The organism is Bergeyella zoohelcum ATCC 43767 (genome assembly GCF_000301075.1).
Classification (GTDB): Bacteria; Bacteroidota; Bacteroidia; order Flavobacteriales; family Weeksellaceae; genus Bergeyella; species Bergeyella zoohelcum.
Window position 1 is genome coordinate 631599 of sequence record NZ_JH932293.1, and the last position, 12774, is coordinate 644372.

Sequence of the window (12774 nt, forward strand, 5' to 3'; positions counted from 1 at the left end):
TTAGCGTGTGAAAACTTCTTGTTACCATTGTGGACAGCCTGCAGATAAGACGCCCATTCAGTATGATGAAAAGATATTTTGCTGTAATGGGTGCCAGTCGGTATATGAAATACTGCATAGTAATCGTCTGGATAATTTCTATCAGCTCAATCGTCAGGCGGGAACTCGTCCTGATGAAAATGTTTCGGAGTTTGATTATTTAGATACGCCAGAAATATTTGATAAGGTAACTGATTTTTCAGAAGGAAATACCTCTTTGGTAACATTTAAGATTCCTGTGATTCATTGCTCTTCATGTATTTGGCTGTTGGAATCTTTGGCCACCATTCATCCTGCAATTCACTATTCTCAAGTGCACTTTACCCGAAAGACAGTTCAGGTTTCTTTTAATCAAAATGATTTAAAACTCAGTGAGCTGGCAAAATTTCTTACCCGATTGGGCTACAAGCCTGTGGTGAATCTGGAAACTGCCGATAAGAAAGAGGAAAAAATGGATAAAACCCTTTTGATAAAACTGGGCATCGCGGGTTTTGCTTTTGGAAATGGGATGTTTTTTAGCTATCCAGAATACGCGGAGCAGCTCATGGGTACTACAGATTACTGGATGGAGAAGTACAAATATCTTTTTAGGTATATTCTTTTCCTTTTGTCCACACCAGTGGTATTTTATTCTGCATCTGATTATTTTAAATCGGCATGGTATGGGCTCAGAAATAAAGTAGTAAATATAGATGTGCCTATCGTTTTAGGGATTTTGGTGCTTTATTTTAGAAGTATCTATGAGGCATTTAGTGCTTATGATGGGCCAGGATATTTTGATACACTTTGTGGCTTGCTCTTTTTCATGCTTTTAGGGAAGTATTTCCAAAAAAGAACTTATAGTACACTTTCTTATGATAGAGATTATAAATCTTTTTATCCTATAGCGGTTACTCGGCTCAAATCTGATGGTGCTCAGGAAAATATTTTGCTTTCTGAGCTGAAAGTAGGAGATAGGATCATGGTGAGAGATCAAGAAATCATCCCCGTGGACACTATTCTCATTAAAGGCGAAGGGAATATAGATAATAGTTTTATCACAGGAGAAAGTGCTACTATTGCTAAAAAATCTGGGGATAAAATTTTTGCGGGAGGAAAACAGATGGGAGCTATTTTAGAGCTGGAAGTCATTAAAAGTGTGGATCAAAGTTACCTTACACAGCTTTGGAATAAAGAGGCGTTTAAGAAAAAAGAAACGGGACTGGATACCCTGACTAATGCTATAAGTAAGTATTTTACTTTCATTATTTTAGGTATTGCCATTGTAGCGGGAGGATATTGGTATCAAATCGATACGGAGAAGATGTGGCAAGTGATTTCTGCGGTTCTTATCGTGGCGTGTCCGTGTGCGTTGGCGCTTTCAGCTCCTTTTACTTTTGGGCATGTGATGAGGATTTTTGGTAGAAATCAGTTTTATGTAAAAGATGCACTCACGGTAGAAAAATTGGCAAAAATGGATACCGTGGTCTTTGATAAAACGGGGACACTTACGCATTCTAAATCTTCTTCTATCGTTTTTCACGGAGCACCACTTTCGGATTTTGACCAAGAAAATATAAAATCTTTGCTTAAAAATTCGTCTCATCCGCTGTCTAAGGCACTGTATGCATATTTAGATGTGGAAGATGGATATTATGAGGTGGAAAATTTCGAAGCTCAAACAGGAAAAGGGTATAGTGCAAAAGTAAGAGGGCAGCTGTATAAAATAGGTGCAGCGAGTTTTAATGGAACAGAAGCCAAGACACTGGAAACGGCAGTTTATATTTCTAAAAATAATGTGCTTTTAGGGCGATTTGTTTTTGAAAATGAATACCGAAAAGGGCTAAACACTATGGTGGAGGCACTTTCTGGTTATCAGCTGCATGTGCTCAGTGGGGATAATGAATCTGAAAAAGAGAGGCTTATGGCTATCTTTGGAGAGGGAGGTGCATTTGTTTTTAATCAAAATCCCGAATCAAAATTATTGTATATACAATCTTTACAAGAGCAGGGTAAGCGAGTTGTTATGTTGGGAGATGGACTGAATGATGCAGGGGCGTTAAAGCAATCCAATGTAGGTATTGCCATTGCAGATGACTCTAACTCTTTCACTCCAGCATCGGATGTTATCATGCACGGAGAAAGGGTAACGAATCTGCATCAGTATATGAAGTACAGCCATGATGCCATCACCATAGTAAAGATGACTTTTGCCATTAGCTTGGCGTACAATGTCTTTGGGATTAGTTTTGCAGTGATGGGATATATGTCTCCATTATTTGCAGCTATTTTGATGCCTATCAGTTCCATTTCTGTCATTGCTTTTACTTCTTTGGCTACATGGTTAAGGAGCTTTAAATATTTCGAGTTGAGGAAAAATTGATACTTGATGAAAAATAATATTTTCTCAAATTGAATTATTCGGTTTTTTATTGGGTTTATTTTGTTTTTATGTGTAGTTTTTCTTGTATTTATTGAGAAAAAGTTAATTTAGAACGGTTTTAAATTAACCTTTTTTAACATTTCATGATTAAAGTCATTAAAAATCATTAAATTTGGGGGCGGATAAACCCTAAATTTGTACTTCTGATGGATATATTGTATTTGATGATTATATGCAGTGTTTCTTTGGCTGTTATTTTTCTCATTATGTTCATCATAAATGCAAAGAAAGGTCAGTTTGAAGATGATGAATCTCCCGCAGTGAGGATATTATTAGATGATGAGCTGAGGGATGAAAAGCAAGAGGTAGATGCAGAAGAACAAAAAACAAAAAAAGAAAAAAATAAGTAATATACTATATGGAAACACAAAAGTTCAGTTATGACAACAGCATCGTAAGAGCATTTTTATATGCTACTGTGGTGTTTGGGGTTGTAGGGTTCTTGCTAGGACTCACGGCCGCTTTGATGCTCTTCTATCCTGAATTACCGGAGTACCTTTTCGGTACCGATGACTCTACCATTAAGTCATTGGCAGCAGGGAATATTGAAGGGCTTATTAATACCAATGGGGCATTCGGCTTCGGTAGAATCAGAATGTTGCACACCAGTGCAGTAATCTTTGCATTCGTGGGGAACTGTATTTTCGCTGGGATTTATTACTCACTTCAGCGTTTGCTAAAAGCGAGAATGTACAGTGATGCACTATCTTGGATTCACTTCTGGACATGGCAAATTATGATAGTGTCCGTAGTCATCACATTCTTTATGGGAATTAATACCTCTAAGGAATATGCTGAACATGAATGGCCAATAGATATTTTAATCACGGTATCTTGGGTATTATTTGGGATTAATATGTTTGGTACCATTGCTAAAAGAAGAGTGCGTCACCTTTATGTGGCAATTTGGTTTTACATCGGAACTTGGTTAGCTGTGGCGATGCTTCATATTTTCAATAACCTTGCTGTTCCATTAAATATGTGGAAGTCTTACTCTGCTTATTCAGGAGTAAAAGACGCTTTGGTTCAGTGGTGGTATGGCCATAATGCTGTGGCATTCTTCTTAACTACACCAGTACTAGGGCTTATGTATTACTTCTTGCCTAAGGCGGCAGATAGACCTGTATTCTCATATAAATTATCTATCATCCACTTCTGGTCATTGATTTTCGTATATATTTGGGCAGGGCCACACCACTTGCAGTACACAGCACTTCCTGCGTGGGCTCAGGCATTAGGAACAGGTTTCTCTATCATGCTTATTGCTCCATCTTGGGGAGGTATGCTTAATGGTCTATTGACATTGAGAGGTGCATGGGATAAAGTGAGAGAAAATCCTGTATTGAAATTCTTTGTAGTGGCGGTTACTTCTTATGGTATGGCTACTTTTGAAGGACCACTTTTAGCTACTAAAACTTTAAATAAGATTGGTCACTATACCGATTGGGTAATTGGGCATGTGCATATCGGTGCATTAGGGTGGAATGGTTTCATCGCATTCGGTATGATTTATTACCTATTGCCAATTATGTGGAGAACGAAACTTTGGTCCACTAAACTTGCTAACTGGCATTTTTGGTTAGGTACTTTGGGGATTATTTTCTACGCCGTACCACTTTATATAGCAGGGTTTACTCAAGGACTTATGTGGAAACAGTTTAACCCAGATGGTACGCTGGTTTGGAAAAACTGGTTAGATACTGTAACGGCTATTATTCCACACTATATTTCTAGATTTGTAGGAGGAATATTGTACATCTCAGGTGCTATTTTGATGGTAATCAATGTGGTGGCTACGGTGAGAAAAGGTTCATTCCAAAAAGAAGTTCCAGCAGAAGCTCCTGCGTTAGCAAATATTGGAGATGGAAGAAAAGAAGGGGAAGGCTTCCACCTTTGGTTAGAAAGAATGCCACTTTACCTTACTGTACTTTCATTTATTGCAGTAGCAATTGGTGGTGCCGTACAAATTATTCCTACAATTACGGTAAAAGAAAATGTACCTACTATTTCTGCTGTAAAGCCTTATACTCCACTAGAGCTAGAGGGTAGAGATCTCTACATCCGAGAGGGGTGTAATGCGTGTCACTCACAGATGATTAGACCGTTCCGTGATGAGGTAGTAAGATTTAATGGTAAAAATGGGCAATATTCTAAAGGAGGAGAATTCGTGTACGATAGACCATTCCTTTGGGGATCTAAGAGAACAGGACCAGACCTTCATAGACAAGGAGGGAAAAACCCAAGCTCTTGGCATTACAAGCACATGTATAACCCAAGATCTACTTCTGCAGGATCTATCATGCCGCGTTATCCTTGGTTAATAGCGAATGACCTTGACCGTTCAGAGATGGTGAATAAACTCCAACTCATGAAAGATGCCTTTGATGTGCCTTATACTAAAGCACAGATAGATACGGCTGAAGCATGGGCAGACAATCAGGCAAAAGCGATTGTAAAAGATATTTTCTCTGAAGCGGCTGACCTTAAGCAGGCTTATGCATCAAGACCTGAAGGCGAGCTAGAGAAGAAAGAAATTATCGCTTTGATTGCTTATCTTCAGAGACTAGGAACGGATATCAAAACTACCGATATTCAAACTGCGAGTGTTAAGTAAATATTTTTGAATCATATTTAAATTGTCAGCATCATGATACCACAAAGTGTAAAAGAACTCGTTGCTAGTGAAAATGGAACAGGATTTTATCAGACATTGGCTTTGATACTTTTCATGATATTTTTCATCGGTATTATTCTCTATACGCTGAGTAGGTCCAAAAACCACTATCGTGATGCTGCCAATGCTCCTCTAGAAGGAGATGAAAATGATCAAAATCTTCTATAAGTTTTAATATTAATAATTATGAAACCAAGAACGCCCATTATCGTAAACATACTAGTGATTCTCACTATACTTTTCATCGTTTACTATATGTTCATTCAGAGTACAGCATTCCTTTCTTCTGCTTACTTTTGGGGAACAGTTGTAATTGCATGTGTATTAGCATTAATTCATAATGCAATCTCTGATTTGATAGAAAATGCTAAATTTAAAGAGCTTTCTGAAGAAGAAAGAAGAGCCTATTTAGAGGCAAAAAACAAACCTTACTTCAAATCACTTTGGGAGTCTGCATTTAAAAAGCAGTCTACTAAAGATGAGAAAGATATTCTTATTGACCACGGATTTGATGGTATTATGGAGCTAGATAATCAGCTTCCGAAATGGTGGCTAGGTCTTTTCTGGTTTGGTGTAGCGTACTGTGTGGTGTATATCATCTCTTTTGCGTTTACTAGCTTTGCGAATCCTACAGATGAGTACGAAACGGAATACAAACAGCAAATAGCAGCGATTGATGAATACATGAAAACCGTTCCTCAAAAAACAATAGAGACCGCAGAATACAATTCTGACCTTATCGCTGAAGGGGAAGAAGTGTTCAAAACCAATTGTGTGTCTTGCCATATGGATGGTGGTGCAGGGGGTATTGGCCCGAACTTAACAGATAACTACTGGATAAATCAGCCAGAGGAAACATTGTTTAAAAGTGTATTCCATGTGGTGTATAACGGCTCTCCTAATAACCCTGCCATGGTGGCATTCGGTCAGAATGGACAGCTTACAGGAAATGATATTGAGAAAGTTGCGGCTTATATCTATCATATCAATCAAGAGCTTCCAGATGCTCAAGGAGGAGCAGCTCCACAAGGAGAAGAAGCAAAATGGAAATAAGATATTTTTCTATGATACTACAAAAAACCACTTCTTTGAGAAGTGGTTTTTTAATGCCCTATTTTTTTGAGTTCTTTCTTAAGGCTTTCTTCTAAATTCGCATATTGAAACTCAAATCCTTCTGCTATGATTTTTTGTGCTGAAATAGGGGTGCCTTCTAAAAGGAGTACAGACATTTCACCGAAAATCCATCTTATAATGAATGCTGGAATGGCGGGAAGAAATATTTTCTTTTTTAAAACTTTAGCCAAAATCATAGTAAATGTCCTGTTGTCCACATTTTGAGGGCTTACGGCGTTATATATCCCTTGGCTATTGTTTTTTTCTAAGCAAAAGTGTAAGAGCCTAGCAGCATCTTCTATATCTATCCATGGGATATTTTGTTTTCCACTACCTATTACAGCATTGATGTACATTCGGGTAGGTACTATCATTTTTTTTAGCATTCCGCCACTACTACTGATAATGGCACCGAATCTCAGAATGACGACTCTTTTTGAAAAAGGCTGAAAAGCATTTGCAGACGATTCCCATGCTGTACAAACATGACTGAGAAAGTCATCTCCCGTAGAGGAGTTTTCTGTGAGCGTTTCGTTTCGGGTAACTGCACCGTAATAGCCTACCGCAGATGCCGAAATATAGGCGTCCAACTGAATTTTGTTTCTTTTTACTGCCTCTAAAAGAAGCTGGGCAGACAGCACTCTACTTTCCAAAATATCTTTTTTTCGCTCTGGAGTCCATCTTCCATCTCCGATGTTTGCACCTGCTAAATGAATGATATGTGTGATGTTTTTTAATGCTTTTTCATCAATGAATTTTTTCTTTATATCCCAAAGAAATTCGTTTTCTCGAATCGGTTTTCGGGTAAGAAATCGTACTTCGTGATGTACGCTCAGTTGTTTTTCTAACTTTTGTGCCAACATTCCATTGGCACCAGTGATAAGGATAATTCCCATTTTTCTTTCAAAGTTATGACTTTCTTATGGGAATCAAAAATGGAATCGGTCAAGTGCATAAAATTATTATAAGAGCCAGTTTAAAATTTTCTGATAATAAAAACACAAAGTTATACTGGGAGGGATAATGAAAGATGATGTTTTGAAGAGAAATAAAGTCGCTAATGCTTCTTCAAGGTTTCCAAATAGTTCAGCCCTTGTTTTACAGTGCTATAAGCAGGAGGCAGGAAGCAATAGGCAGTAGGCTTTTCACTTTCTAACCTCCAAAATCTTTGTACATTATACTTTATACATTGTACAATTTCTAATTTCTAAATTCTAAAAGCAGTAGGCTTTTGGTCTGACCTTGTAAAAGTCTTATGTTTATAGCATGGGACATGATTTGGTATAACATTCGACCCCGATGGGGTCGAATAACAAAACGGTTGCTATGGCTATAGACATTTGATTCCGATGGAGTCAGCATAAGAAATGGGATTTTAACGATTGGCTTTTAGCTTTTGGCTCTTGGCAAATAGCTTCTAATTTCTAACATCTAATCTCTAACTTCTAAAATCATTATACTTTGCACATCGTACAATCTCTCAATAGCTTTGTTTTCTTCTTGCTTTTTTCGTTTGAACCATATAAAACAGCTAATGAGCAACTGACACAAGCCTTATATGTTTAGCCTATTTTCAGTAATCATCAATAATCATGTTCAAATAGATTATAAAACACATTGATTAGAATTGTTCTAAATTAAAATACCTTTTCATGGTGTTTTATCAGTTTTTTATTGGGTATTGGTTACGGCTTTATTAGTAATTTTGTACAAATAAATAGTAATCAGAATGTCTGAAAAAGAAATAAAAGAATACAAAGGAGGACAAGGACAAGTGGTAGAGCCTGAGACTTTTCGTGATTCCGTGAACACCATGGACAGCACAGGGAAGAGAAAGTGGGTTTTTCCAAGAAAACCCAAAGGAAAATATACCAATTATAGAACTTGGGTGAGCTATTTTTTACTTGCTGTGCTTTTTGGTTTGCCATTTATTACCATTGATGGAAATCCCTTTTTGATGATTAACATCTTGGAAAGAGAGTTTTTTATCTTGGGACAACCTTTCTACCCTCAAGACTTTTTTATTTTGGCATTGGGGGCTATTACTTCGCTGGTATTCATTATTTTATTTACCGTGGTTTTCGGAAGAATTTTTTGCGGATGGCTGTGTCCACAAACTATTTTTATGGAAATGATTTTCAGAAAAATAGAATATGCCATAGAAGGGGATAGAAATAAACAGATGAAGCTGGATAGCCAGCCTTGGAATGCTGAGAAAATTTGGAAAAAAGGATTGAAATGGTCCATATATGTGGTGATTTCTCTAGTCATTACGCACATTATGTTTATGTACATCGTAGGGAAAGATGAGGTATTCCGTATCATGAAGCAAGGGCCATTTGCTCATCCTACCAATTTTATTGTGATGATTGTATTTACAGGGGCTTTCTATTTTGTATTTGCTTGGTTTAGGGAGCAAGTATGTACTTTGGTTTGTCCTTACGGAAGATTACAAGGAGTACTCATTGACAAAGAAACCATCAATGTGTACTATGATTTTAAACGAGGAGAAAACCGTTCTAAATGGAGAAAAAATGAAGACAGAAAAGCCTTAGGAAAAGGAGATTGTATAGACTGTAACCAGTGTGTAGTGGTATGCCCTACGGGGATAGACATCCGAAATGGGCAGCAGCTGGAATGCGTAAACTGCACGGCGTGTATAGATGCGTGTGATGAAGTGATGGAAAAGGTAGGCTTACCGAAAGGATTAATTCGCTATGCTACAGAGAGAGAAATAGAGCAGGAGGAAAAATTCAAATTTACCAATAGAATGAAAGCCTACACCGTGGTGCTTACACTTTTGGTAGGGTTTTTAGGCTTTTTGCTTTATAATCGTGGAGATTTAGAAGCCAAGTTTATTAAGCCTGCAGGAGTCAATTATTTTGTTAATGAAGGGCAGATTACCAATATTTATAATTATACCATCCTGAACAAATCTAATGAAGACAAAGTGGTTACCGTGAAAGTAATCAGCCCGAACCATGGTAAGATTACCCTGAGTGGAAGCCAAAAAGTTTATCTTAAGAGGGATAAAATGGTAAAAGGTTCTGCGAATGTTTCTTTCCCAGAGTCTGAAATAAAACTGTCTAAACAGAATATTGTGATTGGTGTTTTCAATGAAAAAGGAGAAATGGTGGATAGTTTTGAAACTTATTTTGAAGGGCCGTTTAAGATAGCGTTTTAGACGATGGGCTGATGGCTCTTACCTCTAATTTCTCACCTCTAATTTCTAATTCATTATGTTTAAAAAATTTACTTGGGGACACGGCATTGTAGTGGCATTATTGTCCTTTATGCTCTTTATCCTTTCTATGATATTTTATTTTTCCAGAAATTGGCAAAATTCAGAAATGGTTTCTCATAACTATTATGAAGAAGAGCTGAGGTATCAGGAAGTAATTGATGCGAAAAATAATGCAGCACAGCTCAAAGAACAACCTACCGTTACCCAAACACCTCAAGGAATTAGTGTGGTTTTTCCCGTTTCTGTTCTTCCTGAAAATGGAAAAACTCAATTCGAATTATTTAGAACAGATGATGCCAATTTAGATATTAAGAAAGAAGAAGACATGGGAGGTAAATTAGGATTTACCATTCCAGCCAAAGTACTATCATCAGGCTCTTATACCTTGAAACTTAGATGGACAAAAAATAATACGCCCTATCAAATAGATTACGATATATTATGGAAATAGCAATGGTTATCTCTGCATTAGGTTTAGGATTTGCCACAGGATTTCATTGTGTAGGCATGTGCGGACCTATAGCACTCTCTATGGGAATGACGAAAACTCAAGCACTAAAATTTCAACTTCATAACCTAAGCTATAATTTCGGCAGAATTAGTATGTATGCACTTTTAGGTGGGGTTTTAGGACTTGTAGGACAAGGATTTGAGATGGCGGGCGTTCAGCAGCCTCTATCTATAGGAGTAGGTATTATCATGATGCTCATGGCAGCGTTCTCTTTTGGTGGAAAAGATTTTGCTACTAAAATTCCTTTCATCAATGGTTTATTATATACGGTAAAAAAGAATTTAGGAAAATTTCTTCAGCGTCAGAATCTCAGCGGAAGGTTTATCACGGGATTGCTTAATGGGCTTTTACCCTGCGGGATGGTCTATGTAGCACTCACGGCTTCACTGGCCGCTGGTGGCGTATGGCAAGGGGCTGCTTATATGGCATTATTTGGTATAGGGACATTTCCTTTTATGTTTGCAGTGGTTTTATTTGGTGGATTTATCACTCAGAAGCTCAGGAATAGCGTATTAAAATTGGTTCCTATGCTGATGTTTGTGATGGGAGTACTCTTTGTATTGAGAGGATTAGATTTGGGGATTCCCTATCTCTCTCCACCGAAAGAGAGTTTAGAACTTAAAACGGATAAGAAGATGCATCATTCTTCTGGACATAGCTGTCATTAAATAATCAATAAGCTGACCTATGGTCAGCTTATTGATTTGAAGAATAGGAAGTTATTTTAGCAGTTTTTCTAATCTTTCTAATCTATTCTCTAGTTCTTGATTTTTATTTCTTAACTCTTTCACTTCTTTTTCCTTCTCCATAAGATGTAGGTAAAGCTCTTCTATTTTCTCTACATTGGTCAGTTGAGTTTCCATTAAATCTACATATCCTTGTGCTTTAATGGTTGCCGCAGATTTATACCCTGGTAAGTGTCCATTCGCTTTTACAAAATCTTCTACTTGGCTCAATGATTTAAAGTTATAATCTGCCTTGATAGACGAAGTCCCTGTATAGTACTTTTGGAATACATAATCTGGGAAGATAGTGGCTCCATTAACTCCTTGGAAAGAAGTAGCTCTTACCATTCCATCATCTGTAATGCTTATTGGATGAGTAGTTCTATCTCCATTAGCAGATGTAATGGCAAGCTGCACAGAATTACTCGCTGTATCTGGAACCCATGCAGATCTGATAGTAGAAGCTGTACCTACTTTTAATACCCCATCTGCCGTGACGAATACCGGACGGTCTCCTGTACTTGCTACATTGGTACTAACAGAATGTTGTAAATCTCCAAAACGGATGTTTCCTGCTCCTGTATGGATAGCATAATTGAACTCTGTACCATTATTAATGTCTGATAACCAAAGTCCAAACATTCTCTTAGGATTAAAACTTTCCATGTTTTGGGATGGAGTTTTGTAAAATTTAAAAACTGCATAGTTGTCTATATTTACACTTCCATCAGCATTTAATCCCGTTTCATAACTACTAAAATCTTTTACTGTTGCCCCGTTTTCAAAAAAAGAATGATTAGAAATTCCGTATCCATGAGTAACATTAGAAGTATTATAAAACTTAGAAACATTAAATGATGAAGCGAGTACATTTATCGTAGAATTAGGTTTAGCTTCTGCGGTTGATTTCACACCTAATAAACTTTTTAGAGTAGTTTTAGTAAAAACACCTCCATCATTTTTTGTGTACCAAAACCCACTTCCACTCTCTGCCAATGAGTTAACACCTATAATATTATCATTTTTAGATTTGTAAGCAACAGGTGTAGAAGATATACCAATTAGGTTTGAAACTGTGGAGTTCGCTAGTGACGATGTAAAAACTCTAACCCCTTCCATTACACTTACATTAGGATTTGTACTGCCTGCAAAATCACCAGCGGTAGGATTAGTGCCTAAACCAAATAAAAACCCTACATTAACATTAGAATTCACTTTTGCGTTAGCACTAAATCCTGATAAATAACCTAAATCTCCTGTTACATCTCTATCTGTAAAGAGTAGTGAGGCACCACCAGAATAAGATTTTTTTGCTCCAATACTACTTGTATTTTGTGCATTTTGCACATGTGTCTGTTTTATTTGTCCAGCATTAGCACTGAATAAATAAGCATTATCAAATGTAAAAGGATTCCCTGCTCCTAAATTAGCTGCCATAGGCAAAGCATCAGAAGAAATTCCATTAAAGAATGGTAAATCTTTTGCTCCTAATAAATTTGTTCCTAATGAAAAAGTATTCGTATCAAACTTAAATTCTCCTAAATTATTGTATAATCGTCTATTCTCTTGATAGCTTACAATGTCATTGTTTGTAAGGGCTGGTTTCAAATAAGTCTCTGTAACTCCACCATTATCTCTCTGAGCCCAAAGTTGGTCAGTAGCATCACTCCCCGCTTTTACCCACTCGGTACCGTTGTAATAATAGTACCCTTTTTCCGTAATCTTTGCTACTTTCGTATCTCCTCCCGTGTAAGCAGAAATAGGAGAAGTAGTTTCATCCGTAGCATACACCAAAGTACCTTCTACGGGAGTTTCAATATTAGCAATTCTCGTTTTGCTTAGCTTCGGAGCAATAATCCCTTCGTTAGTGGTGGCTTCTTTCTGAGCATTGGCTGTACTTGGGCGGATGTCCATCGTAGCACTCGGCTCTATAGTGTTTACCCCTACTTTACCCTTGTAAGGGTCTTGCTGCTGTTGCTGTGCATAGCCATAGGTCATAAAACCTAAGAACGCTAACACACTGATCTTGATTGTTGTTTTGTTCAT

General features: G+C 37.3%; 9 protein-coding genes and 1 pseudogene. 8 read left to right on the plus strand and 2 right to left on the minus strand.

The annotated features are described in order from the left end of the window. The first annotated feature begins 7 nt into the window (after nucleotides 1–7). From HMPREF9699_RS02910 to HMPREF9699_RS02930, 5 genes are all read left to right on the plus strand, one after another. The gene (locus tag HMPREF9699_RS02910; protein WP_002662285.1) at nucleotides 8–2401 is read left to right on the plus strand and encodes a heavy metal translocating P-type ATPase; all 2394 of its coding nucleotides are present in this window, start codon (nucleotides 8–10) and stop codon (nucleotides 2399–2401) included. A 206-nt stretch (nucleotides 2402–2607) separates the two neighbouring features. Continuing rightward, complete coding sequence (gene ccoS, locus HMPREF9699_RS02915) at nucleotides 2608–2811, plus strand: cbb3-type cytochrome oxidase assembly protein CcoS (protein WP_002662286.1); 204 nt, start codon at nucleotides 2608–2610, stop codon at nucleotides 2809–2811. A gap of 8 nt (nucleotides 2812–2819) precedes the next feature. Then, nucleotides 2820–5075, plus strand: a complete 2256-nt coding sequence (ccoN, locus tag HMPREF9699_RS02920) for a cytochrome-c oxidase, cbb3-type subunit I (RefSeq protein ID WP_002662287.1) — start codon at nucleotides 2820–2822, stop codon at nucleotides 5073–5075. Nucleotides 5076–5108: 33 nt separating this feature from the next. After that, nucleotides 5109–5303 (plus strand): cbb3-type cytochrome oxidase subunit 3, encoded by a 195-nt coding sequence (locus tag HMPREF9699_RS02925; protein WP_002662289.1) that lies wholly within the window; start codon nucleotides 5109–5111, stop codon nucleotides 5301–5303. Between the two features lie 18 nt (nucleotides 5304–5321). Then, nucleotides 5322–6188: a cbb3-type cytochrome c oxidase N-terminal domain-containing protein gene (locus HMPREF9699_RS02930; protein WP_002662291.1), complete on the plus strand. Its 867-nt coding sequence runs from the start codon at nucleotides 5322–5324 to the stop codon at nucleotides 6186–6188. Between the two features lie 50 nt (nucleotides 6189–6238). On the opposite strand, the gene HMPREF9699_RS02935 is transcribed toward HMPREF9699_RS02930, so the two are convergent. Beyond that, on the minus strand, nucleotides 6239–7144 hold the full coding sequence (locus tag HMPREF9699_RS02935; protein WP_002662292.1) for a TIGR01777 family oxidoreductase: 906 nt from the start codon (nucleotides 7142–7144) through the stop codon (nucleotides 6239–6241). 833 nt (nucleotides 7145–7977) lie between these two features. Here HMPREF9699_RS02935 and ccoG point away from each other — a divergent pair. Genes ccoG through HMPREF9699_RS02950 form a run of 3 tightly spaced genes read left to right on the plus strand, consistent with a single transcriptional unit; the run spans nucleotide 7978 to nucleotide 10671 of the window. Continuing rightward, entirely contained in the window at nucleotides 7978–9432 is a 1455-nt protein-coding gene (ccoG, locus tag HMPREF9699_RS02940) for a cytochrome c oxidase accessory protein CcoG (protein ID WP_002662293.1), read from the plus strand. A gap of 55 nt (nucleotides 9433–9487) precedes the next feature. Next, nucleotides 9488–9943, plus strand: coding sequence for a FixH family protein (locus HMPREF9699_RS02945; protein ID WP_002662294.1), 456 nt, complete (start codon nucleotides 9488–9490; stop codon nucleotides 9941–9943). After that, entirely contained in the window at nucleotides 9934–10671 is a 738-nt protein-coding gene (locus HMPREF9699_RS02950) for a sulfite exporter TauE/SafE family protein (RefSeq protein WP_172539686.1), read from the plus strand. The genes HMPREF9699_RS02945 and HMPREF9699_RS02950 overlap by 10 nt, the downstream gene beginning before the upstream one ends. Before the next feature lie 51 nt (nucleotides 10672–10722). On the opposite strand, the pseudogene HMPREF9699_RS02955 reads toward HMPREF9699_RS02950, so the two are convergent. Beyond that, nucleotides 10723–12774, minus strand: a pseudogene (locus tag HMPREF9699_RS02955) (hypothetical protein); the annotation flags it as partial.

Bases quoted from the DNA above. Each gene is read 5' to 3' on its own strand.
- ccoS (WP_002662286.1), top strand. From the start codon at position 2,608: ATGGATATATTGTATTTGATGATTATATGCAGTGTTTCTTTGGCTGTT.
- ccoN (WP_002662287.1), top strand. From the start codon at position 2,820: ATGGAAACACAAAAGTTCAGTTATGACAACAGCATCGTAAGAGCATTT.
- HMPREF9699_RS02925 (WP_002662289.1), top strand. From the start codon at position 5,109: ATGATACCACAAAGTGTAAAAGAACTCGTTGCTAGTGAAAATGGAACA.
- HMPREF9699_RS02930 (WP_002662291.1), top strand. From the start codon at position 5,322: ATGAAACCAAGAACGCCCATTATCGTAAACATACTAGTGATTCTCACT.
- HMPREF9699_RS02935 (WP_002662292.1), bottom strand. From the start codon at position 7,144: ATGGGAATTATCCTTATCACTGGTGCCAATGGAATGTTGGCACAAAAG.
- ccoG (WP_002662293.1), top strand. From the start codon at position 7,978: ATGTCTGAAAAAGAAATAAAAGAATACAAAGGAGGACAAGGACAAGTG.
- HMPREF9699_RS02945 (WP_002662294.1), top strand. From the start codon at position 9,488: ATGTTTAAAAAATTTACTTGGGGACACGGCATTGTAGTGGCATTATTG.
- HMPREF9699_RS02950 (WP_172539686.1), top strand. From the start codon at position 9,934: ATGGAAATAGCAATGGTTATCTCTGCATTAGGTTTAGGATTTGCCACA.